Annotated in this window: 23 protein-coding genes; 17 read left to right on the plus strand and 6 right to left on the minus strand. The window is 49.2% G+C overall.

Annotated elements, in window-relative coordinates; genetic code table 11:
- Window positions 1–7 precede the first annotated feature (7 nt).
- Window positions 8–754, plus strand: a complete 747-nt coding sequence (gene map, locus ACFVU8_RS00720) for a type I methionyl aminopeptidase (RefSeq protein WP_379196193.1) — start codon at window positions 8–10, stop codon at window positions 752–754.
- Window positions 755–823: 69 nt separating this feature from the next.
- Here map and ACFVU8_RS00725 read toward each other — a convergent pair whose 3' ends face one another.
- From ACFVU8_RS00725 to ACFVU8_RS00740, 4 genes are all read right to left on the minus strand, one after another.
- Entirely contained in the window at window positions 824–1,228 is a 405-nt protein-coding gene (locus ACFVU8_RS00725; protein WP_175372431.1) for a CBS domain-containing protein, read from the minus strand.
- A gap of 160 nt (window positions 1,229–1,388) precedes the next feature.
- Window positions 1,389–2,573, minus strand: coding sequence for an oxalate decarboxylase family bicupin (locus ACFVU8_RS00730; RefSeq protein WP_387425496.1), 1,185 nt, complete (start codon window positions 2,571–2,573; stop codon window positions 1,389–1,391).
- A gap of 134 nt (window positions 2,574–2,707) precedes the next feature.
- Window positions 2,708–2,902 carry a hypothetical protein gene (locus tag ACFVU8_RS00735; RefSeq protein ID WP_379464601.1) on the minus strand — a complete coding sequence of 65 codons (195 nt, stop codon included), beginning with the start codon at window positions 2,900–2,902 and terminating at the stop codon, window positions 2,708–2,710.
- A gap of 216 nt (window positions 2,903–3,118) precedes the next feature.
- The gene (locus ACFVU8_RS00740) at window positions 3,119–3,862 is read right to left on the minus strand and encodes a hypothetical protein (RefSeq protein ID WP_387425498.1); all 744 of its coding nucleotides are present in this window, start codon (window positions 3,860–3,862) and stop codon (window positions 3,119–3,121) included.
- Between the two features lie 162 nt (window positions 3,863–4,024).
- Between ACFVU8_RS00740 and ACFVU8_RS00745 the strand changes: the two genes are divergently transcribed.
- Window positions 4,025–4,747: a response regulator transcription factor gene (locus ACFVU8_RS00745; RefSeq protein WP_175372435.1), complete on the plus strand. Its 723-nt coding sequence runs from the start codon at window positions 4,025–4,027 to the stop codon at window positions 4,745–4,747.
- A 1-nt stretch (window position 4,748) separates the two neighbouring features.
- Window positions 4,749–6,209 (plus strand): sensor histidine kinase, encoded by a 1,461-nt coding sequence (locus tag ACFVU8_RS00750; RefSeq protein ID WP_387425500.1) that lies wholly within the window; start codon window positions 4,749–4,751, stop codon window positions 6,207–6,209.
- A gap of 253 nt (window positions 6,210–6,462) precedes the next feature.
- On the opposite strand, the gene ACFVU8_RS00755 is transcribed toward ACFVU8_RS00750, so the two are convergent.
- Complete coding sequence (locus ACFVU8_RS00755) at window positions 6,463–6,801, minus strand: ArsR/SmtB family transcription factor (RefSeq protein WP_379464598.1); 339 nt, start codon at window positions 6,799–6,801, stop codon at window positions 6,463–6,465.
- Window positions 6,802–6,908: 107 nt separating this feature from the next.
- Here ACFVU8_RS00755 and ACFVU8_RS00760 point away from each other — a divergent pair, with 107 nt between their 5' ends.
- From ACFVU8_RS00760 to ACFVU8_RS00800, 9 genes are all read left to right on the plus strand, one after another.
- Complete coding sequence (locus tag ACFVU8_RS00760) at window positions 6,909–8,285, plus strand: MFS transporter (RefSeq protein WP_387425502.1); 1,377 nt, start codon at window positions 6,909–6,911, stop codon at window positions 8,283–8,285.
- A gap of 685 nt (window positions 8,286–8,970) precedes the next feature.
- On the plus strand, window positions 8,971–9,747 hold the full coding sequence (locus ACFVU8_RS00765) for an ABC transporter ATP-binding protein (protein ID WP_387425504.1): 777 nt from the start codon (window positions 8,971–8,973) through the stop codon (window positions 9,745–9,747).
- A 304-nt stretch (window positions 9,748–10,051) separates the two neighbouring features.
- On the plus strand, window positions 10,052–10,855 hold the full coding sequence (locus tag ACFVU8_RS00770) for an ABC transporter permease (protein ID WP_387425506.1): 804 nt from the start codon (window positions 10,052–10,054) through the stop codon (window positions 10,853–10,855).
- A 12-nt stretch (window positions 10,856–10,867) separates the two neighbouring features.
- Entirely contained in the window at window positions 10,868–11,752 is an 885-nt protein-coding gene (locus ACFVU8_RS00775; protein ID WP_387425508.1) for an ABC transporter permease, read from the plus strand.
- A gap of 23 nt (window positions 11,753–11,775) precedes the next feature.
- Window positions 11,776–13,383: an FAD-dependent oxidoreductase gene (locus ACFVU8_RS00780; protein ID WP_387425511.1), complete on the plus strand. Its 1,608-nt coding sequence runs from the start codon at window positions 11,776–11,778 to the stop codon at window positions 13,381–13,383.
- On the plus strand, window positions 13,380–13,712 hold the full coding sequence (locus ACFVU8_RS00785; protein WP_379464592.1) for a 4Fe-4S binding protein: 333 nt from the start codon (window positions 13,380–13,382) through the stop codon (window positions 13,710–13,712). The genes ACFVU8_RS00780 and ACFVU8_RS00785 overlap by 4 nt, the downstream gene beginning before the upstream one ends.
- Window positions 13,713–14,219: 507 nt before the next feature.
- Entirely contained in the window at window positions 14,220–15,290 is a 1,071-nt protein-coding gene (locus ACFVU8_RS00790; RefSeq protein ID WP_379464591.1) for an ABC transporter substrate-binding protein, read from the plus strand.
- A gap of 134 nt (window positions 15,291–15,424) precedes the next feature.
- A complete protein-coding gene (locus ACFVU8_RS00795; protein ID WP_387425513.1) occupies window positions 15,425–17,035 on the plus strand; it encodes an FAD-binding protein in 1,611 nt (536 codons plus the stop codon).
- The gene (locus tag ACFVU8_RS00800) at window positions 17,032–17,376 is read left to right on the plus strand and encodes a 4Fe-4S binding protein (protein WP_387425514.1); all 345 of its coding nucleotides are present in this window, start codon (window positions 17,032–17,034) and stop codon (window positions 17,374–17,376) included. Before ACFVU8_RS00795 ends, ACFVU8_RS00800 begins: the two co-directional genes overlap by 4 nt.
- Window positions 17,377–17,556: 180 nt before the next feature.
- Here ACFVU8_RS00800 and ACFVU8_RS00805 read toward each other — a convergent pair whose 3' ends face one another.
- Complete coding sequence (locus ACFVU8_RS00805; protein WP_387425515.1) at window positions 17,557–18,120, minus strand: TetR/AcrR family transcriptional regulator; 564 nt, start codon at window positions 18,118–18,120, stop codon at window positions 17,557–17,559.
- 187 nt (window positions 18,121–18,307) lie between these two features.
- Between ACFVU8_RS00805 and ACFVU8_RS00810 the strand changes: the two genes are divergently transcribed.
- The 5 genes from ACFVU8_RS00810 (at window position 18,308) to ACFVU8_RS00830 (ending at window position 22,404) form a co-directional block, all read left to right on the plus strand.
- Entirely contained in the window at window positions 18,308–19,237 is a 930-nt protein-coding gene (locus ACFVU8_RS00810) for an NADP-dependent oxidoreductase (protein ID WP_387425516.1), read from the plus strand.
- A 151-nt stretch (window positions 19,238–19,388) separates the two neighbouring features.
- The gene (locus tag ACFVU8_RS00815) at window positions 19,389–20,546 is read left to right on the plus strand and encodes a YhgE/Pip domain-containing protein (protein ID WP_387425518.1); all 1,158 of its coding nucleotides are present in this window, start codon (window positions 19,389–19,391) and stop codon (window positions 20,544–20,546) included.
- Window positions 20,547–20,615: 69 nt separating this feature from the next.
- Window positions 20,616–21,155: a PadR family transcriptional regulator gene (locus ACFVU8_RS00820; protein ID WP_387425519.1), complete on the plus strand. Its 540-nt coding sequence runs from the start codon at window positions 20,616–20,618 to the stop codon at window positions 21,153–21,155.
- A gap of 42 nt (window positions 21,156–21,197) precedes the next feature.
- Window positions 21,198–21,602: a VOC family protein gene (locus ACFVU8_RS00825; RefSeq protein ID WP_379464585.1), complete on the plus strand. Its 405-nt coding sequence runs from the start codon at window positions 21,198–21,200 to the stop codon at window positions 21,600–21,602.
- A gap of 322 nt (window positions 21,603–21,924) precedes the next feature.
- A complete protein-coding gene (locus ACFVU8_RS00830) occupies window positions 21,925–22,404 on the plus strand; it encodes a GNAT family N-acetyltransferase (RefSeq protein WP_387425520.1) in 480 nt (159 codons plus the stop codon).
- Window positions 22,405–22,633 lie beyond the last annotated feature (229 nt).

A 22,633-nucleotide genomic window follows, 5' to 3' on the forward strand; every position in this document is an offset into this window, starting at 1 on the left:
CGAATATATGATAATCATCAAAACGATGGAAGAGATCGAGAAGATGCGGGCTGCCGGCAAGATTCTTGCCGAATGCCATCGGCAGATTGCGCAAATTATTAAACCCGGTATTACTACCTGGGAGATTGATGAATTTGCTGAAAAGTTCATCCTGTCCCAAGGGGCAACGCCTGAACAAAAAGGCTACCATGGTTATCCTTATGCGACCTGTGCATCGGTCAACGATGTGATTTGCCACGGTTTTCCGAAGAAAGAGCCTTTGAAGGAAGGCGATATTGTGACAATCGATATGGTGGTGAACCTGAACGGCTGGTTAGCTGATTCGGCCTGGTCTTATGCAGTGGGAACCATCAGCGATGAAGCGCAAAAGTTGCTGGATACCACGAAGGAATCGTTGTTCCGTGGCATTGAGCAGGCGGTGGCAGGCAATCGGATCGGGGATGTAGCACATGCGATCCAGACTTTTGCTGAAACGAGCGGTTATTCGGTGGTGCGCGACTTTATTGGTCACGGCATCGGTTCGGAGATGCACGAAGCCCCAGAGGTGCCGCATTACGGCCCCGCAGGGAAGGGACCTCGCCTCAAAGAAGGTATGGTATTTACCATTGAACCTATGCTGAATACCGGAAGCTACCGTACGAAGGTGGATGCAGACGGATGGACAGCTCGCACCATTGACGGCGGCTTGTCTGCTCAATACGAGCATACACTGGCGATTACGCCGCAAGGGACAATTATCCTGACAGAGCTTTAATTCCATAACCATACAATACCCCCGGCCCGCCTCACTTTAGTGTGAAGAAGGACCAGGGGTATTTGTGTATTAATCTGTGATATTGCTTGTATAGTATTCGATGATATCTTTACGACGGATGATCCCGATGAAAACTTCTTCCTCGTCGATTACAGGAACAAAGTTCTGATCAGCAGCCAGAGTCAGCATATCTTCCATTTGTGCTCTGACAAATACACTTTCGTTGTGCACATGCCTTTGGATATCGCTAATTTGCACCTCGCGCATCGTTTCAAACGTTAGTCCTGGCGTCCGCTTCAGCTTCCACAACAGGTCGCCCTCCGATAGAGTCCCTACATATTTCCCCGCGGCATCAATTATAGGGATCGCTGTGTAATGATGCTGTTCCAATTGCTCCATCGCTTCCAACATGGACATTGAGGAGGTAATATAGGCAACCTGATCTTTAGGCAACAAAAAAGAGGATATTTCCATCGGTATGAACTCTCCTTTACTGTGGATTTATGGGCAGTGTCTCTTTTATTAAAACATATTTTAGGATGTAAGCGCATTGATTAATTGATTCTCATCTTAAAAACCCATGAAAACTCCCCTCAATCGGGATTCCATGGGTCGTTCGCGGTGATGCTGAAATTTAACGCTTCTGCTCCCAATGCTGAGGATATTTAACAACCGGGTGTTTAACCTTTTGTAGCTTGGAGATGAAGTCTGGGCTTACATTCAGATTGCTCTCCACAAGCTGGTGAGGCGTCAGGGCCATCCATTGATTGAGTGAAACATCCTGGAATCTGTCGCTTTTGAACATTTCCAGAAACCATAGACTCTCTGTACCGGTATTCTGAACATAATGTCCGAAGGCAAAAGGCACGTAACCTACGTCCCCGGCTCTGTAATCGAACGTACGGGCGGCTCCATCGCCTGCAAATACGGTCATCCGGCCTTGCCCCGAGAGGTAATACTGCCACTCATCATTATTAGGATGCCAGTGCAGCTCCCGCATACCGCCCGGTTCAATCTCCACCAGTGCTGCGGCGACGGTTGTGGAGATGGGGAAATTGGAGGAATCCACGATCCGTACACTTCCCCCGGAGGTTTTGAGTGGAGGTTGTGCGAGTAGCTGATGCTTAAAAGACAAAGGGATGGGGCCATACGGAGATTCAACAGCCTGGCTGTTAATAGGGCCTGGAACGGTATCCTGATAAATATATACCTGTTTGTCAGGGATGGATTGAAAGTTGCTTTCCGGAACTCCGAAATTGGCTGATAATACTTCTTTTGGTGTATGCGCGAACCAGTCTGAGATTGAGAGTGTGTTGAGGTCGGAGAAGCTGCCATCATCGAACACAAGCAGGAACTCACAGCCCTCTTCTAGGCCTTGAATGGAGTGAGGAATGCCGGGTGGAAAATACCACAGATCTCCTGGTCCGACATCAGCTATGAAATTTCTGCCGTTCTGGTCCACAGCTGTAATCCGAGCTCGGCCAAGCAGCATATAAGCCCACTCTGCTTGCTGATGCCAGTGCAGTTCGCGGACGCCGCCCGGGGTCAGACTCATATTCACTCCGGCCAGTGTGGTGGCGATCGGAAGCTCCCGCACGGTGATTTCCCGTGACCAGCCGCCATGGTTCAATTGCATGTGTGTATCGGAGAACGAAAATCGCAGGTTCGGAACTAGCCCGTTATCCGTAACCGGCGGGACGAACATATCGGGGTTCTGTAAATCCCGTAAAATATCGCGCGGACCATTGTCTACATTCCCCGCACCGTCACTGCGGATCGGTTGGGGAATGTGAATGGATTTGGAGGGATGCTTATTCATGAACTCATCTTCCTCTCTTTACGAAATGCCGGATGATTGACATACATGAGATTGTTATGAGGTTTTTCGGGCATTTATACGATTTTTGCTAAACAAATACAACTCCCGAGTGTGAATTGTGGGTTGTAAGCTGTTCAATAAGCAGATTGTGCCCTGAATCCGCCTTTTACAATCTCGGTCTTTAAGCCTGATTTCGCGGCCGTCACAACTGCGCTAGCAGGTAGCTGGCTAGTTACTTCGCTATCGGTGCAGAGCAGGAAGCAAAGCGCGGCTGCAGCCAGCAGCAAGAGGGACAGCAAAATCTTTTTAATATCGACGTGAAAATCCATAGTGTGGTATCTCCTTCTGTATATCGTGTTGAGGCTGAAAATAATCCCGCTCTCCCTATGGAATGTAGGGCCATCTTCTTGATTTGAAGAGAGTTAACGAGCATAAAGCAGACCCCCTGGGAGGGGGTCTGTTGATCCATGCGATTTCGGTCATTCTATATGAGTGGGGATGCCCGGGAATAGCAATGTTTTTATACGTGGGATATATAGAGTAATTTATTCTTGAGGCTGAGCTTTCTCCGAATTAGTAACCTTAATCTCTGCCTTGTATTGCTTCAGGAGCTCAGCAAGGGCGTTCTTGATTTTGGCAGCATCCTTAGTAGCCACAGCTTCGTTCAGATTATTCTGAGCGTTAAAGAATGCATTGTTTTCTATAGAGACTACTGGGAATGCAGCGTCGAGTTTTACAGCTTTTCCTGCCGGAACGCCTTCCAAATTACCGGAAACTTTCACTTCACCGAGGGCTGTTGCCTGAGCTGGAATTGTAACCTCAGTCCATGTTAGCTTTTCCGCTTCTGAATTTTTGGGGCTTACCGCAGCCGTCTGGTTGCTCTTCGTAGTCTCAGACTTGGCCGGCAGCTCGATTTTTACCCCTTCTACGTTTTTAAGCGTGCCTTTCACGGCTTCGCCTTCCTTCAGCGTGGGAAGTGCAGGGATTTCAGAAATATTCTGAGCGGAAGAGGCATCTACTAGAATAGCCATAGGCAGTACTTCTTTGTATTTTTCCAGTACAACTTCCCATTCGCTTACAGTTTCAGGTGCATATTTTTTAGCCAGCTCTAAAGGGTTAGCCATTGTAAAGGCTGCAGTAGTGGCTTTCAATGGTTGGACGGCACTTGTTTCGTTTTTGGTGTCTTTGAGATTTGCAGCACTGTCGGCGTTGGCAATAACCGGTACAGAGATGGCGGAGATCAGCAGGGCGGACAGGGCGACATTTTTGAATTTCAAGCTGTAGTTCATTTTTCAACACTCCTTGTGGTTTGGTTTGTCTTACAATGTCCAATTTACAGGAGGAGTGTGGCACAATATTGGTTGATTTGTGGAAAAACAATGGCAACGCTCTTATGCTATATCTACCTTTGGTATACTTACTAAAGAGAAAAGACACAGGAGGACCACTTCATGAATAACAACTATCTCATCGCAGTAGTCGATGATGACGAGAATATCCGGACTTTAATAGAAGCATATCTGCACAAGGAAAATTACCGAACAATTGGCCTCGCGAACGCTGAGGATGCTTGGACATTATATAGAACAAGTCCACCGAGTATGTGGGTAATGGACATCATGCTTCCCGGTATGGATGGCTATGAATTATGCAGGCGCATCCGTAATGAGGGCGAGGTTCCAATTATCATGATTTCGGCCAAGGATAATGAAGTGGATAAAATCCTCGGTCTTGAACTAGGCAGCGACGATTATCTTGTCAAGCCCTTTAGTCCACGCGAACTGGTTGCCCGAATCAAGCGGCAGCTGGAGCGCTGGGTCCGGATCACGAATGCAGAAGAACGGGCAGCCCTTAATGAGACAGCGTCAGCGTCTTCCCGAATCGACATTGGCGAGCTCAGGCTGCTGCTGGAAGAGAGACGGGCAATATGGCATGGCGAAGAAGTGGATCTTACCAGTAAGGAGTTTGCTATGCTTAAAGTATTGGCAGAACATCCGAACCGGGCATTTACGAGGGACGAGCTATTGACGTTCGTCTGGGGAGACGATTACTTCGGCAGTGATCGTGCAGTCGATCATCTGATTAAGCGGATGCGTAAAAAAATAGAGGAATTACCGGTAGAGTCCGTATGGGGACACGGATACCGTATGCGTACAGACAGGAGTGAGACTTGAGATGAAACTCGTTCACCAGATTAACCTTGCCTTCGGGTTATCATTGGCGCTGATTCTTTCGATCACGGCGGTGTTGATTCATTATGTGCTGCTGGATCATTTCATCGGGGCACAGAAAAGTGATCTCAAGACATTAAGCGCGGCGATGTCGGCGACTTTATCCCAAGCAGAAGAGAATGTTACCCCAGCGATGATTCAGGATATGGGGACCCTGCAAAATGTGAATGGAGTAGCTCTGGACCCAAGCAAGACGACTAGTGGTGCAGTCCTTGATGTCGCAAGCGCGATTCCAGCTGGTTATGCTGGTGTGGAAGCTATCGTCACCGATCCTAACGGGAAAGTGCTGACAGGTCCACTGCCGTTGAATGCAACGTCTTTGAAAGCAACCGATAGCTCTTTCTCAGCAGTCACGCCCGCACTGCTGCAGGAGGCCAAGCCTGTTACCTCCAGTCTTCAGGAATTATGGAATGGGAAAGATGGACGTTATGTGATGAATGTAAGCGCGATTCCACAGGGCACCCTAACGCTCCTGACTCCAATGAGCAAGATCAAGGCAATCGAGCAGGCGCTCTTGGGACGACTTGTTCTGGTAATCTTCATTGTAGGTGCAATCTTGTTCCTTCTCAGTTTGTTTATTACGAAAAAACTAATCCAGCCGCTAATGAATTTGAAGCAGGAATTGAAGAAGGTCAAGGAGCGGCATTTTACCGATGTACAGCTGGTCAGAGCCGGAGGTGAGATAGGTGCTGTCGCGCAGACCGTATATGAAATGGCCGGGGAGCTGAATCGGTTCAACCAGGTACAAAAGCAGTTTTTCCAGAATGCATCCCATGAGCTGAAAACGCCTCTGATGTCCATTGCAGGGTACGCGGAGGGTATCCGGGATGGTGTGTTCGAAGGCGAGAGTGTCCGGACGGGCCTGGATGTGATTCTGGAGGAGAGCGGGAGATTGGGGAAAATCGTAACGGAAATGACGTTGCTGGCGAAATTGGACAGCGAAGAGGATATTTTCAAGCCATCCGAGGTGAGCCTGAATGAACTATTGTCAGAAATGGCCGAACGTGTCAACCCGCTGCTGGTGAAGAAAAATCTGAAGCTCCGCATTGACTGTCCGGATAACAAAGCGCTGGTCATTATGGCCGACCGTGATAAGCTGCTGCAGGCGTTGCTCAATATCGTAACGAATGCGGCAAGATATGCGAAGGAATACATTCATATCACGGGAAGTATTGAAAAAGGAAAAGTGGAGCTGACCGTTACAGATGATGGCCCCGGCTTCCCGCAGGAACTTCTACCGACCTTGTTTCACCGTTTCGTTAAAGGCAAGGACGGCGAGTCCGGGCTCGGCCTAGCCATTGCCCGCGCGATTGTAGAGCGCTGTGGCGGCCTTATACAGGCCGCCAACCTCCAAGAGGGAGGAGCGATAATCACATTCGGCTTCCCTGTATCCAAGGGCATCTGAAGACCTCGGTTCAGATCCTACTCATATGAGAGACCTAAATAACAAACAGCGTGCCGTAATATTCTTGGCACGCTGTTTGCTATTGATTTCGTGTATAGAACTATGTTTGGTTCGTGTTTGGCACTATGTTTGATTCATGTATGATGTTATGTTTGATTTCATGTCTGACTATGACTGCGTTCGATTCTACTTGTATCTTACGTATCTCTCTACGTGTTTCAAAGCATGTTTCTTACCTTACGCAGCGCAGCAATTACTCCGGATTCATTAGCTTTCTTTTTTCTTCAGAATTTTTAAAAGCCTCGAGAATGGAGGATAGCAGCCCAGGGAATCGTATATTCAAATCCTCAGTACGCATGGATACGAGTCTTTGTGTGCCCTGAACACGTACATTGACAATACCGGATTCACGAAGGGTACGGATATGATGAGATGCTGTAGATTTCACCACAGGTACATTAATGTCTCCGCAGGCGCGTTCACCTACGTTATGGAGTTCAGAAACAATTAATAAACGGATAGGATCGCTTAGGGCATCCAGAACCGTGGACAAATGAATATCTGCCTGATCGGGATGATATAGAAGTTTCACGGGAGTGCCTCCTTTTTTTGCTTATGATTGCATTATAGCACAAGTCGTGATATATTATTTTCAAATTTCGATTATAATCGAACAATAAAAATTGGATGGTGGAGAAAATGAATAAACAACCAGTCCCTGCCGCATCTGGCGGACAGGAATCGGCTGTGATAAATGAACGGGCAGTAGGCATTCTGCTAGGTGTAGCGATCGTGCTAGTCATCATGAATACCATGATGTTCAATTTGGCTCTGCCTGATGTTGCAGAAGCTTTTCATCTGACACCTGCGTTAACTTCGTGGATTGTCACAGGCTATTCGATCGTTTTTGCCGTCTCGTCTATCACGTACAGTCGTCTTGCCGATTTTGTACCGATCCGCAGGCTGTTCATAATAGGTATCTTGTCGCTGAGTCTTGCAGCGATAGTAGGGCTGTTCAGTAATAGCTTTATAATGCTTTTAATTGTGCGGCTCGTTCAAGCCACTGGTGCAAGTTCAATCCTTGCATTGACAATGGTTCTGAACTCCCGCTACATTCCGGTTGAGCGCCGCGGCAAGGCGATGAGTATAACCATGTCCTCCGTCTCGATGGGTCTTGGACTAGGTCCGGTTGCTGGCGGAGCTATTGTTGAGTACTTAGGCTGGCATATGTTGTTTGTAGTTACTGCAGTTACGGTGCTACTGGTACCGCTGTTCGTTATTTTTATTCCAAAAGAGCGTGTGCAGAAGGGGTCTTTCGATTTCCTGGGCGCATTGTTCATTAGTGCGGGCACGACAGGCCTGCTAATCGCCTTAACGAATCATTCCTGGATTGGTCTGGTTGTAGGTCTTGTAGCGCTTGTGTTGTTCGCTGCCCGGATTCGTTCAGCTAAGGAACCGTTTGTCTTACCGTCCTTGTTCCAGAACCGCCGCTATCTGATCCTCGCTGCGGTTGGTATCGCTGCTTATCTTTGCAGCTTTGCGACCTTGTTCCTGATGCCGCAGATTCTGGTGAAACAGTATAGTCTAAGCGCCATCCAGGCGGGAATGGTGATTTTTCCGGGATCGTTCCTGGCCATGGTTGTCTCCCAGCGGGTCGGCCGGTTTATTGATTCTCGCGGCAATAACCCGATTTTGCGGATCATCCCGCTGTTCTTCTTGGCAGCCGTTGTCTTGTTTGCATTATTTGAGGGAAGCTCGTATGTAGCCATTATCTTTATTTACATGCTGATGAGCACCTGCTTCACAATTCTGTCGAGTAGCGTATCCAACGAAATCTCCCGTATTCTGCTGCCCGCCGAGATGGGCTCCGGAATGGGGCTGTACCAGCTACTGCAGTTCTGCAGCGGAGCCATGGGGGTTGCTGCTTCTGCCAGCGCACTGGCGATGCAAAAGAGTCTGCCAATGGGACTAGCCTATAGCAATATTTACTGGGGTCTGTCCATCATCGTCATCGTATCCATCGGCTGTGCAGTGCTCTACCTGAGATCGGCCATGCAGCGCCAGCCGCAGGTATAATCCGAATTTTACCTGGAGCTCCATAGCACAAAGGTAAAGGTAAAAAGTCCGAGAATCCTGTGTTTACAGGATATCTTGGACTTTTTATTTATTCAGAGCAGATTTCAAAGGTACCCTATAGCAGTGGGGTTCAGCAATGTCTTCGAGAGGTAGGATTAGACCAATGCGCATAAAAGACCGTTGACAACCCATAAAATAGATGATATTTTAAAAACACAAATTCCAATATAATTACTTTGAATTAATTAAATAACCGACTGTTCAGACAGAGGTGTTGCGCTTAAGTGAAGCGTGATACCTCTGTTTTTTTATTTCAACACCATAATAAGTGCTTACCAGAACAGCCTGCAAAACAAGCTGGGCAGAACAGGGTCATCGAAACAAACTGGATAGAACAGCATCATCGTATCAAGCTGGACCTAACACGTAGGAGCTAACGGACCTCAAAGGCGCTATTTTTCACATGAGGCTGCTCTTGCACATGTAGCGGACTCAGGTGACGCTATTTCGTCCCAAACAACCGATTTTGAGCCAAATTTTTGTCAATAAGGTCTCTGGAGTCCTTTATCTTCCGGAATGTTTAAATCCAAAGGAAATAAAGTCTCTGGAGTCCGTTGTTTGAGCAAGCAAGTGCTAATTTTGAGAGGGATTCGTTTTATATACTCGCTTTTAAGGAGGAGCTGGGATGGGAGAGGCGTTATTATCCATAACAAATCTGAATAAACGGTTTGAGACGGCGAGCGGGTCTGTTCAGGCCCTTCACAATGTAGATTTGCAAGTGCAGCAAGGGGAGTTTATTACAGTCATTGGTCCCAGCGGCTGCGGCAAAAGCACCTTACTCCGAATCGTTGCCGGACTAGACAGCGGCTATACGGGCAATGTGACTCTTGAAGGTAGCGAGATTGGCGGCCCGGGAATCGATAAAGGCTTTATATTTCAGGAGCATCGGCTGTTTCCATGGCTGACTGTGGAGAAGAATATCGCTTCCGATTTGTCGCTGAAGAATAAAGAAGTCCGGCAGAGGGTAGATGAGCTGATTGAGCTGGTGAAGCTGAAGGGCTTCGAGAAGTCTTATCCGCGTGAGCTGTCCGGCGGGATGGCCCAGCGTGTGGCGATTGCTAGAGCGCTGCTGCGGAGTCCGAAAATTCTGCTGCTGGATGAGCCATTTGGGGCGCTGGATGCCTTCACCCGGGCGCATATGCAATCGGTATTGCTGGATATTTGGCGCACCAACAAGACGACGATGATCTTTGTAACCCACGATATTGATGAGGCTGTTTTCCTGGGTAACCGGGTAGTTATTCTGGAACCGCGGCCAGGCAAAATCCGTCAGATTGTCCCTATAGATCTGCCGTATCCGCGCAAGAAGACGACCTCATCCTTTCAGGAGCTACGGCTCCGGGTGCTGAATCAGTTCGAGAAGGTGGATGAGCTGGAACTCACGGACGGGGCAGGGATCTGACGCAGGCATTTTAAGCAGAGATTTGTTGCCTCGGTAAAACTAATGAAAAATAGCCAAGGCAATGAAACAGCAGTGATGGAGCAATGTAGAGCGGTAATTAGCGAATTAGAGCAGTATAGAAGTAGAATTAATACAGCATTGAAGCAGCATTAAATCAAAAAATCAGCACTAAAGCAGCACTAAAGCAGCACTAAAGCAGCACTATAAGTCGACCATACCACTTGGAGACTTCCTGAAGAAATCTTTCGGGAGTCTCTTTTTTTATAGTACAAGAGGTTTGGAAAAGAACAGGAGGAGAGCATTCATGAGCAACCGTACTGCAGCGGTGCACGCAGCAAGAGGACCAGGAAAGGCCGCAACATTAGGGCTGGCCTTGCTGCTCCCGGGAAGTGTACTGATTCTGTGGCAGACATTAGGTCATTATGGAATCATCTCCGAGATGCTGTTTCCGACACCGTATACCATTGGCGAGTCTTTCTGGAATCTGGCAGTTTCAGGTGATCTTTGGGTCAATCTGAGAATCAGTGCGGCCCGGGCACTTAGCGGGTTTGTACTTGGCGGGGGGCTTGGACTGCTGTTAGGTCTTCTGGTCGGCTTGTTCCGAAGGTCGGAGAAGCTGCTCGACCCATCGCTGCAGATGATTCGGATGATCCCGAGCCTTGCGGTGGTGCCGCTCTTCATCCTTTGGTTCGGTATCGGCGAGGAATCTAAGGTATTACTGATTGCCAAGGGTGCTTTTTTCCCGCTCTATATCAATACATTTGTAGGCATCCGCGGTGTGGACAACAAGCTGTTCGAGGTCACTCGGGTGCTAGGTTACAGTCGGCTGAAACAGATTTCCAGATTGGTGCTGCCCGCAGCACTGCCAAATGTCGTTCTTGGCGTACGCCTGTCGCTTGGATTGTCCTGGCTTGGGCTGGTGGTGGCGGAGCTTATCGCTTCAAGCTCAGGTATCGGCTATATGATGTCGGATGCCCGCCAATTTGCCGACACGCCGGTGGTATTCGTGGGGATTCTGGTCTTTGCGGTAGCCGGGCTGTTGAGTGATACAATTGTCCGCTTGATCGAGCGCAGGCTGCTGAAATGGAAAGACAACTTTCAAGGATAGGAGGAGTGCAGCATGAGCGATAGTGTAGAAATTATTATCAATCAGGCCAAAGCAGTCAGAGAGGCCCACGATTATAGTGGAACGGCACCCATATGGTCCAAAAAGAAGACCAAGACGGCCCCGGTTGTTTGGAGACCATTGCTGTCTGATCTAGGGATTGGTGCCTTGATCCCAGTCGTAACTGTGGCGGTCTGGCAGTTGGCTGGCAGCGCCGGGTGGATCTCGAGTGAGTTCTTGCCCACACCGCTATCCATTGCGAGGTCTTTTGTCGAATTATTCGCCAGCGGCCAACTGCTGCATCATCTAGGCGTCAGTATCGGCAGGGCGGGAATTGGTTTTCTGATCGGCGGAATCCTGGGGCTATTGTTCGGCGTATTAACCGGATTGTTCCGCAGCGCGGAATATGTGCTGGACCCGAGCGTACAGGTGCTGCGCCTTGTTCCGCACCTTGCGATAGCGCCGCTAATTATCCTTTGGTTTGGTTTTGGAGAAGTTTCCAAGGTAGCTATTATTATGAGCGGCTCTTTCTTTCCGCTCTACATTAATACATTTGCCGGTATTCGTGGCGTGGATAACAAGCTGTTCGAGGTGGCCCGTGTGCTTGGGTTCAGTCCATCTCAAAAGCTGCTACGGCTGATTTTACCGGCGGCACTTCCCAGTATTTTGCTTGGCCTACGTCTGTCACTGGCTGTTGCCTGGATTGGTCTCGTCGTTGCCGAATTGATCGGTTCACAATCAGGGGTTGGCTTCCTTATCAATGAAGCGAAGCAGAACTCCCATACGGAAATCATTTTTGTAGGCATTATTATTTTCGCGGTTGTTGGTAAGCTGATTGACTCTCTTTTTAAGGTGATTGAACGGAAATTTCTGTTCTGGCGCGAAAGCTACCAAGGTTAAACAATTTGAGGAGGTCTATGCATATGAGCGTAGTAGCACAAAAAGGATCGTTGTATTTGACGGCAGACGTTCTGGTGATTGGTGGAGGTCCGGCAGGAACCTGGGCGGCGCTTACAGCAGCCGCTAAAGGTGCTAAAGTTGTGTTGGCCGACAAGGGGTACTGCGGATCAAGCGGTGCAACGGCGCCTTCCGGCACTGGCGTTTGGTATGTGAACCCAGACAAGAAGCTGCGTGAAGATGCCAAGGCCAGCCGCTTTGAATTGGGTGGACGACTGGCAGAGGACCGCTGGATGAACCGGGTGCTGGATCGCACGTACGAGAATATGAATCGGCTCGGTGTGGCAGGGTATCCTTTCCCGCTAGATGAGCACGGTAACCAGCACCGCCGGAGTCTGCAAGGACCGGAATACATGCGCTTAATGCGGAAGCTGGTCAAGAAGGCCGGGGTCAAGATTCTGGATCATAGTCCGGTTCTGGAACTGCTGGCTGACGGTCATGGCGTTGCCGGTGCGGCTGGTGTGCAGACGCAGACCGGTGAGACCTGGTCTGTGCAAGCAGGGGCAGTGGTGATTGCCACTGGCGGATGCGCGTTTCTGAGTAAGGCGCTGGGCTGCAACGTCCTGACCGGAGACGGGTACCTCTTCGCAGCTGAGGCGGGGGCAGCCCTGTCAGGAATGGAATTTTCGAATGCTTACGCGATCTGCCCTACCTTTTCCTCGGTTACCAAGACGGCTTATTACAACTATGCCAGCTTCTATTATGAGGATGGTAGTGTGATTGAAGGAGCGGGCTCGAAGAAAGGCCGGTCGGTCATTGCCCGCAACCTGCTGGCCGGGCGTCAGGTGTTCGCCAAGCTGGATGGAGCGCCGGAAGATCTGCAGCCGCTTCTACGGGTGGCGCAGACGAATTTTTTCTTGCCCTTTGACCGTCTCGGGATCAATCCCTTCAAGGATGCGTTCCCGGTTACACTGCGGCTGGAAGGCACCGTGCGAGGCACGGGCGGCATCCGCATCACGGATGAGAGCTGTGGCACAGGCGTCCCCGGCCTCTACGCAGCCGGCGATGCGGCTACGCGTGAGTTGATTTGCGGAGGCTTCACTGGCGGCGGCAGCCATAATGCTGCCTGGGCAATGTCCTCCGGTTCTTTTGCCGGGGAAGGTGCTGCTGACCATGCGCTGAGTCTGGGTAGACATGCGGAGGACCGCACGCCATCGGGTCTGTCTTCCTCATCACTGGTGGAGCAGCAGGTGAAGCCGGGAACAGCGGCCCGGACAGCGGAGCTTGTCTCAGCGGTGCAGGCGGAAGTGAAGCCTTATGACATCAATCTTTTCCGGACCGAGAAGGGTCTGACTTCTTCGCTGGAACGTCTGGGCGGATTGTGGAAAGAACAGCGTAATACGGAAATTCAGCGTACACCTGAAGGGGTTAAAGCACGGGAAGTTCAGGCAATGACAGCTACAGCACGCTGGATGTATAGCTCTGCACTTGCTCGAACAGAGACGCGCGGAATGCATAAGCGGGAGGATTATCTAAAGATTGATCAACAGCAGCATCATCGCCTCATCAGCGGTGGCCTGGATGACGTATGGGTCAAGCGGGAAGAGGTAGCGAAGGAGAGTGTTCTTCTGTGATTGAAGTCCTCAGTGCAGATAGTTGTATATCATGCAACCAATGTGTAGCGGTCTGTCCGACCAACGTATTCGAACGGGTGGAGGATGGAATCCCCGTCATTGCCCGGCAGAGTGATTGCCAGACCTGCTTCATGTGCGAGTTATACTGCCCGGTGGATGCGCTGTATGTAGATCCTGACGCCGAAGCCGTTTCAGGCGTGACCGAGGCAGAACTGCAGGAGCGGGGACTGCTTGGCGGGTACCGTGAAAAGGTAGGTTGGGGCCGAGGCCGGCAGCCGGTCGCGGGCCATGACTTTATGTATCAACTGTCGCGAAGAGCGGGGTTTTAAAGTTCAAATATAGGGTGAAGTTAAGATTCAAGCAGAAGACCAGAAACCAGAAACCAGAAACCAGAAACCAGAAACCAGAAACCAGAAACCAGAAACCAGAAACCAGGCGTTATTCTGGTGAAGTACCTGTCTTTTTAAGAGTGAAAAAGGGTCCAATCTCCCAACTAACAGCATTATTGCACCTTATTTTTCTTCATTATAGGAAAATAAGGGGAATAAGGGCATTTTTGTACCTTATTTTTCGAAAAATCACGCTGGACGGATATTCTGGAAGATTTAAGGTACAATATTGCACTTAATCTTCGTTAATCCTTAGATGCAGAATAATTAGGGTGCAAAAATGCCGTTAATTACACTCTGGAAATAGTTTTTAGGCTCTGTTTGTTATTTTTAATGCGTTCTATCTAGCTGTATAGATACACAAAGCTGAAAGTATGTCTGGAAATCGTATCGGCAATATTGTCTTCATATTCATTCCAACATTCAACATCGAGGGGAGAAGCAACAATGGCAAAGGCATTCAGAGAGAATCAAGGGGGACAGGGCAAACGGCTGCGTTTGCTGCTCATCGCAAGTGCAGTCATGGTTATGATGGTGCTTCAGGCGTGCGGCAACAACGCGGGATCAGGTGGTGGCAAGGAAGCATCCGCTCCGGCAGGTGGAGAGAAGGCTGAGGCTGCGAGCGGCGAGGCATCGGGAAATGTGCCTGCGACGCTTAACTTTGGCTATATCGGTTCCAACAAGCTGAATCTTCCGGGCGGAGCAGAAGGCTGGGGCTTTCACAAGGGAATTATCCAGGAAGAGCTGAAGAAACACGGCATTACTGAAGTGAAGCTTACCGGCTTCCCGAACGGACCCGACCAAACGGAATCCTTGATCAGCGGCCGGCTGGATGCCGGAAGCCTTGGTGATACACCTGCCATTATAGCGTATGCCTCTGGAGCAAAGACACGTCTCATCTCCCAATCCTCTGCGCATAGCGTAGGTTATCTGATTGGCAAGAAGAATGGTGCTAAGACTGTCAAGGAGCTTCAAGGCAAGACCATCGCCATCCAAAAAGGCTCCTTCATGCACCGCTATATAGCTGGATTGCTGAAGGAAGAGGGAGTGACAGGTGTTAAGCTTGTGCATATGCTGACTCCTGATGGAACAGCTGCCTTGGCCCGCGGAGATGTGGATGCCATCACCAATACAGGTGTGCCTGCACTTAAGCTGATTGATGAAGGCTATACCCTTTTGGACGATGCCACCCAGCACCCAACCCTTCTAGGTACAAGTGCAACCGTAGCGTCTGATGACTACTTGGCGAAGTTCCCTGATTTCCCGAAGGTATGGAATGAAGCGCGCGAGAAAGCCTTAGCTGACTTGAAGCAGCATGAGGATGAATATTATCAATTCCTTGCGGATATCGGTAATACAACGCCAGAGCTGGTGAAGAAAGTGAGTCCGATCAGCGATATCAAGGATACCGCGTTTACGGAGGAAGGCACGAAGCTGCTGGAAGGCACGAAGAACTTCCTGGTGGAAGAAAAGCTTGCTAAAAAAGATTTCAAGATCAGTGATTGGCAGCTGAAATAGCACTCAATAGCACTCAATAGCACTCAAAGAGCACTCAATATCACTCAGTATCACTCAATAGCACTCAATAGCACTCAATATCACCAAGAACAGAAGGTCTATGGGACATGGCCTGTAAATAAGGGGGAAACCGAATGTCTCAGCAGGATCAACAGTGGACGGCGGATGTGCTGGTGTTGGGCGGTGGACCGGCGGGAGCCTGGGCAGCTTGGAAAGCCGCCTCGCAAGGAGCAAAGGTCATACTGGCGGACAAAGGCTATCTGGGTACCAGCGGTGCAACCGCGCCTGGTGGAACCACGCTGCTCGTCATTCCGCCGGTGGCAGATTTGCGGGAGCAAGCTGTTCAGGCCCGGCTCCGGGCAGGCGGATATTTATCCGAAAATGCCTGGATTCACCGGGTTCTGGACCAGGTAGAGCATAATCTGGAACTGGTGGCCCAGTGGGGATATCCATTCCCTAAGGATGGGGAGGGCAAGCCGCTCCGGACGCATCTGCACGGGCCGGAATATATGCAAATCATGCGGCGGACGGTGCGCAAGGCTGGGGTTAAAATTATGGACCAGTCTCCAGCGCTGGAACTGCTGCATGACGAGCATGGTGTCGGTGGTGCACGCGGTATCAACCGCTTGACCGGCGAGACTTGGGAGATCCGGGCCAATGCCGTCGTCATGGCTACCGGCGGCTGCGCCTTTCTCAGCAAAGGTCTGGGCTGCAATGTGCTGACCGGGGAAGGGCTGCTGATGTCTGCCGAGACGGGTGCGGAGCTGTCTGGTATGGAATTCAGCCGCCAATATGCACCAAGCTTCGCCGACGGGACCGTCACCCGCGGGCGCATGCTGGCTTGGGCCACGCTGTATGATGCGGGCGGACGGCCGCTGCACAAGGGAGACCGCACCTTTGGCAGCCTGCCGGAGCTGATGCAGCAAGGTCCTGTCTATGCCTGCCTTGATCTGGCCGATACGGCGGAGAAAAGGGAGTTCCTCCGCCGGGCCCACCCGATCTTCTTCATGCCGCTGGAACGGGCCGGGATTGACCCGTTCCGGCACAAGTTCCCGCTAACCCTTCGCTACGAAGGGACCATGCGCGGTACCGGCGGCTTGCGCCTTACGGGCAGCGACTGCGCCACCACTGTCCCCGGCTTATATGCCGCCGGGGATGCCGCCTCGCGCGAGAAGGTCACCGGCGCGATCTCCGGCGGCGGAGCCTACAACGCTTCCTGGGCCATGTGCAGCGGAAGCTGGGCCGGGCAGGGCGCCGCGCAGTATGCGCTGGCCCAGCCAAGAGGCGCAGACAGCCGGCGGCTGCTCGCGGCAGGCCGCTATGGTTTGCCGGCTGGCGCCACCCACAGCAGGGCGCTGGACGCAAAGCCGCTGATCGCGGCTGTCCAGCGGGAAATCCTGCCGCTGCGGATTAACTACTTCCGCAGCGTGCCAGTCGTCCAGTCCGCCTTGCAGCGGCTGACGGACCTCATGCCCAGCCTGCACGGGAGAATCGCACCATCGGTGCAAGGAACCGTGCAGTCAAGAGAAGCGGCCGCCATGCTGATCGTCGGCCGCTGGATCTATACCGCTGCCCTGGCCCGCAAGGAGAGCCGGGGCTTGCAAAGTCTGGCGGAATATCCCGCCCTGGACCCGCGTCAGACCCACCGGCTGATCCTCTCCGGCATTGACAAGATCGTCACCAGCACAGAGAGCGTGCCTCACGCTCATGAACTGGGCAGACTTCAGGAGGAGCGGGCGATATGATCGAGCTAGTCAGTAAGGACCGCTGCATCGGGTGCAGCTTGTGCGTGAAGGTCTGTCCCACCAATGTATTCGAGATGCAGGGCAAGCTGCCCGTCATCGCCCGGCAGGACGACTGCCAGACCTGCTTCATGTGCGAAGCTTATTGTCCTGTGGATGCGCTATATGTGGCGCCACAGGGTGAGTGTTCCGTCGAGGTGAACGAGGAGGAACTGGTGTCATCCGGGCTGCTGGGAAGCTGGCGGGCCGAAATCGGCTGGAGCCGGGATTCCGAGTCCACGATGGCGGAGCGGGATACGACGCCTTTTTTCGAGACCTTCACGGAGCAATATAGGGGCAGGTAAGAGGCGGACGTCCGCATGCGTTTTTTTCTCCCTTCTTTTCTTCCCCTTCAGGAGCAAAATAGGAGCAGGGAAGAGAGGGCAACTGAACGCTTGAGTAATTACTTAAAGGGATTGGAACAGATTCGGCCTGGCCGGAGCTTCCAATCCCTTTTTGTGCTGAATAGATGACGGCAGATATCCTTACACGATCTCTTTTTGCACCTGATTTCGCTCCAGCAGCAGCCATATTTCATCGGCGATATCTTTTGCGGAATAGGGCATTTTGTTCATAATCCACCATTCCATGACCCCTACAGAAGCCGATGTCAGGAAGCGGACGAGGATTTCTTTGTTGGCGTGTTGATTGATACGATCCATAGATATCTGGTTGCTGATGCCTTGCATCATCATTTGCTGCATGTTTTGCCAGAAGTAAAACATCCCTTTATTGTTGAGCATGGAATAATAAAACAAATGATGCCTCTCAATGTATTCAAGGGCCAGCAGCAGCGAATCTCTGATCGGTAGATGGTGATCTTCATGATTTTCCGGAACACACAGCCCCCGCAACACCTCGGAGTGCTCCTCAATGCATTTCTCCAGGAGATCATATTTATCCATGTAATGTAAGTATATGGTACCTCGGTTAAGGTTGGCCCGTTCAGAGATTTGGTTAATGGTGATTTCTTCGAACTTCTTTTCGGCCATCAGCTCAATAAATGCCTTTTTAATGGCTGACCGGGTTTTTAGTATGCGCCTGTCCATCATTAACCTCCAATTTCTATTTCTGATTGATAGATTTTGAACAACAAGCTGTAGTTCTGTTGATTAATAAACAATTCCGCAGACATTAGCGATTGAATCCGGGCAACCCAGCCTTTAGATTTGATTTTATAGAACGGTTGTTTATAAATCAACAATTGTCAATCTAATATCGACTGGAGGAACAACAATGAAAGCTATAATTTTTAATGAATATGGAACCCCGGATGTGCTAAGAGAAGAGGAGGTTGCGATTCCGGTCATCCATGATGATGAAGTGTTGGTAGAGATGTATACCACGTCAGTTAATCCTGTGGACTGTTACATTCGTTCCGGACAGGTGCAGGAGATGTTTCCAGTAGATTTTCCACACATTTTGGGTGTTGATATTGCCGGAATCGTCCAGGCGACAGGGAAGAATGTAGATCACCTACAACCAGGGGATCGGGTCTTCGGGCTTGTGGATTCCGGAAGCTATGCAGCGTATGCAAGAGTAGATAAATCTGCTGTGGTCCGTATCTCTCCCAATATTTCTTTTGCTGAAGCCGGCGCTTTGCCCGCAGTTTCTATTACAGCCTGGCAATCGCTTTTTCACTACGGTCAGCTCCGTAAAGGAGAACGTATATTAATTCACGCCGCAGCTGGTGGTGTAGGGCACATCGCGATACAGTTGGCTAAATGGACAGGAGCCTATGTCATAGGAACGGCAAGCTCGCGGAATCATGATTTTGTTAGACAGCTCGGTGCAGATGAGGTTATTGATTATACTGCTGTTGATTTTACTGAAGTTGTGCATGCTGTGGATGTCGTCATTGATGGTGTTGGCGGTGAGGTTGAGAATATGAGCTTTAAAGTTCTCAAAGAGGGAGGCAAGCTAATCTCGCTGATTAACCGGGCCATTACGAGAAATGCTTCCCGGAGTGATGTCGAGGCAAGATTTGCGCTCATTCAGCCCCATGCAAGTGATTTTGCGCAGATTGAAGAATGGGTTAGAGAGCATAAACTGAAGGTTCATATTAACGGTGTTGTTCCACTGTCACAGACGGGAGTGGCCGAGGCGCACCGGAAAAGCGAAAGCCGTCATATCAACGGCAAGTTGGTTATCCAAATCAAGGAATAGGTTATGTGAAAATACTTAACAGGTTTATAAAAGTGCTGCGGCAGTTTTGTTTAAACCTGTTTTTTTCCTTTCTATTCTCCATTGACACCCAACTCTGATTATATTACTTTAATTAGAGTATTTAAAATAAAGTATAAGGTGGAGCTGGAGTATGAAATCATTTCTGAAGCACAAAGGGATTTTGGGTGGCGTCTTTATGATGATCTTTTATCAGATCATCATGATCGGGATTTTTATGGGCGGGTATAGCTCGATGCCTAAGGATATCGACAAGCTTACTGTGGCCATTGTTAACGAGGATCAGCAGGCTGGGGCAACGTTTGTGAAGGAGATTCAGGCGCAAATGCCTTTTCATGTCGTAACGAATCTGTCACTGGAACAGGCTAAGCAAGAGTTGGAGGATCGCAGCACCCATCTGGTGATGCATATTCCGCAGGATTTTACGCAGAAGCTGTCTGCGCAGGGAGAACAGGTGAAACTGGATTTTTTCATTAACCAGTCTAATCCCGCTACTGTAAGCAGTACCATGCAGAATGTTGTCACCCAGATCACGAACAAGATTAGTAAGCAATTACAGACCCAGAGCTTCGATGGTATTCTGCAAGGTATGAAAGTGCCTGAAGCCCAGGCGCAGCAGATGGTTGCTGGTGTAATGAATAAGGTGGATGCCAATGTCTTGACGACCAATCCACAGCCAGCCGGAATGCACAATCAGATGGCTCCAATGTTCCTGACGATGTCTTCCTATGTGGGCGCGATGATTTATTCCATGATGAGTATTGGCGCTTTGAATCAGTTGAGATCCCGCCTTGGCAAATGGAAAGCCTTCTTGTCCCTGCAAGGTGTCAATGTGCTGATATCCTTGATAGCCCCGCTTGTCGGCGTTTCATTGTACTTCGCGGTTCATGGTTATGGTGCAGAGACATTTATGAAAGTGTGGATGGTGCATTCACTGGAAATGTTCGTGGCTATTGAGTTTACGAGTATTTGCTGCCTGCTGCTGGGCCAGGCGGGGATGCTTCTGAATTTACCAATTCTGCTGACCCAGACGATTGCCAACGGTTCCGTGGTTCCACAGGAAATGATGAGCGGAGTGTTCAAGGCTGTCAGCTACATTTCCCCGATGTTCTATACACTGCATCTGGATTACAACTTGCTGTTCGGCGGCGGCAAAACGGGGGTATATCTCACAGGCCTAGTGCTAGTCGGTCTTGGAGCGCTGTTAATTAATACGCTGATCCATCTGTTCAAGACAGTAAAACAGCCTAAAGAAGCAATAGAACCTGCACCGCAGCCGCTTTTCATGTAAAATAACAATAGCGGGCTCAGAAATCTCCTCGTGGGCCCCTTTTAAATATGCATGAAGGAGAGGACACTATTGTCGCTTCAAATATTTATCCTGGGTATGCTGAGTGAGGGTGAGCATCATCCTTATGACATTAAGAAGAACCTCAAACCACTGGACAACACGGTGTCCATCAACGACGGGACGCTGTATTATAACTTCGAGGTGTTGTTGAAGAAGGGGCTTATAAAGAAGCTCAAAGTGGTGCAATCTGACAATCGTCCTGAGAAGACCACCTACGGTATCACGGACAAGGGAAGGATAATGCTGGAAGAGGAAATATATGATGTTTTCAAAAATTTCAGCGATATCCGATCACTGTATTCCTCGTTGCTATTTCTGGATAAGGTCGATCCCCATAAACTTGCTTATGTCATTGAGGAGGCCATCGAGAAGCTGAACAAAAAGGTCAGCCTCATAGAAGAAACCGATCCTGAGCTCACTATTATTCCGGTGGAGAGACGGGAAGCCGTTAGTCTGATTATGGATCATGCGAACCAAACGTATCAAAAGGATATCAACTGGCTCCATAAGGTGCTGACCACTGTCCGTGAGCGCGCCGGGGCTGAATAACAGCACAACAAAGGCTACTTCTAGTTACCGGGAGTGAGAACTGTGAAAATCGCCAGATTCGATCATTTGGTGCTGACTGTCCGCGATGTAGAGGCTTCCTGCCGCTTTTATGGCGAAGTCCTTGGGATGGAGATCATCTCATTCGGACAGGACAGGAAAGCAGCAAAGTTTGGACAACAAAAGATCAATTTCCAGCAGGTTGGCCAGGAGATTGACCCGAAAGCTAAGCGGCCGACGATGGGGTCCGGCGATTTCTGTCTGATTACCAGTGATTCACTGAATGATGTAAAAAAGCATTTGGCAGAGCAGGGTGTCAAGATTGAATTGGGTCCGGTAGAGCGTACAGGCGCACTTGGGCCGATGTACTCCATTTATATCAGGGATCCTGATGAGAATCTGGTTGAAATCTCTTCATATGAACCCTATGTGCGCATGCAAGGGAAATAAAAAGGATTATATTTTTATGCAGACAGCTCCTATTTAAGGGCTGTCTTTTTCCATTTCTAAAGGGAAGACAGGTTTCTTATTTGAATAATGATTCATAAAAACATATCTTCTTTGGATATTTGTGGAGAGTTGGATTTCGTAGCCTGAGATTGGCAAGTAGACCTTGATCTAACTGGGCAAAAGGGATATCCAGTGTGTTGGAGTTGACTTTTAATCATCGCTATCACCTCTAGGGTGTTAGTTGTATAATCATGGAAGGAGAATGTGGTTATTAAAGTTCAAGGCAGAGATACATAAAGACTATAAAAAGGCGGACTCTTGAATGAATTATGAATTGTTACGAGCTACTATAGAAGAAAAAGAAATCATAAAAAACTTAATGCAATTTTATATTTATGACTTTTCTGAATTTGTAAAATGTGATGTTGAAGAAGATGGACTTTTTGGGGCTTATCCTTATTTAGACGAATATTGGGAAGAAGTTAATCAACGGTTTCCTTATGTCATTAAACAAGATAAAAAATATGCAGGATTTGTGTTAGTAAGGTTCATTGAATCAGAAGAACGTAATTATTTTTCAATCGCAGAGTTCTTTATTATGAAGAAGTATAGAAAAGAAGGAATTGGTAAAGCAGTAGCCAAACAACTATTCGATTTACACAAGGGCGACGGGGAGGTTTATCAATTAGAAAGTAACCGACCAGCTCAAGCTTTTTGGAACAAAACCATTAACGAATACACTAAAGGGAAATTTAAAGAACGATTCGAAAACGGTCGAAGAATACAAGATTTTAGTAGTTAATTAAAGACCAACAAAGTAGGTAGAGTTGATTGTCCTGAATCATCAATATCCAACGGGGATTGACGGAGTGGTATGTAGAAAAACCTGAAAATTTTAAATGAACTTAACGGTAGACAACTTTTAATTAATTCTAAATCCAAGACATGGTAAAAAGCTAAGCTTATCGCCCTCGGTTCAGTCATTCTTGAATAAGGTTAAGGGGCAAAGAGGTTGGCAAATCGGACATTTA

It is taken from the genome of Paenibacillus sp. NPDC058177, from assembly GCF_042883835.1.
Taxonomy (GTDB): Bacteria; Bacillota; Bacilli; order Paenibacillales; family Paenibacillaceae; genus Paenibacillus_AQ; species Paenibacillus_AQ agri.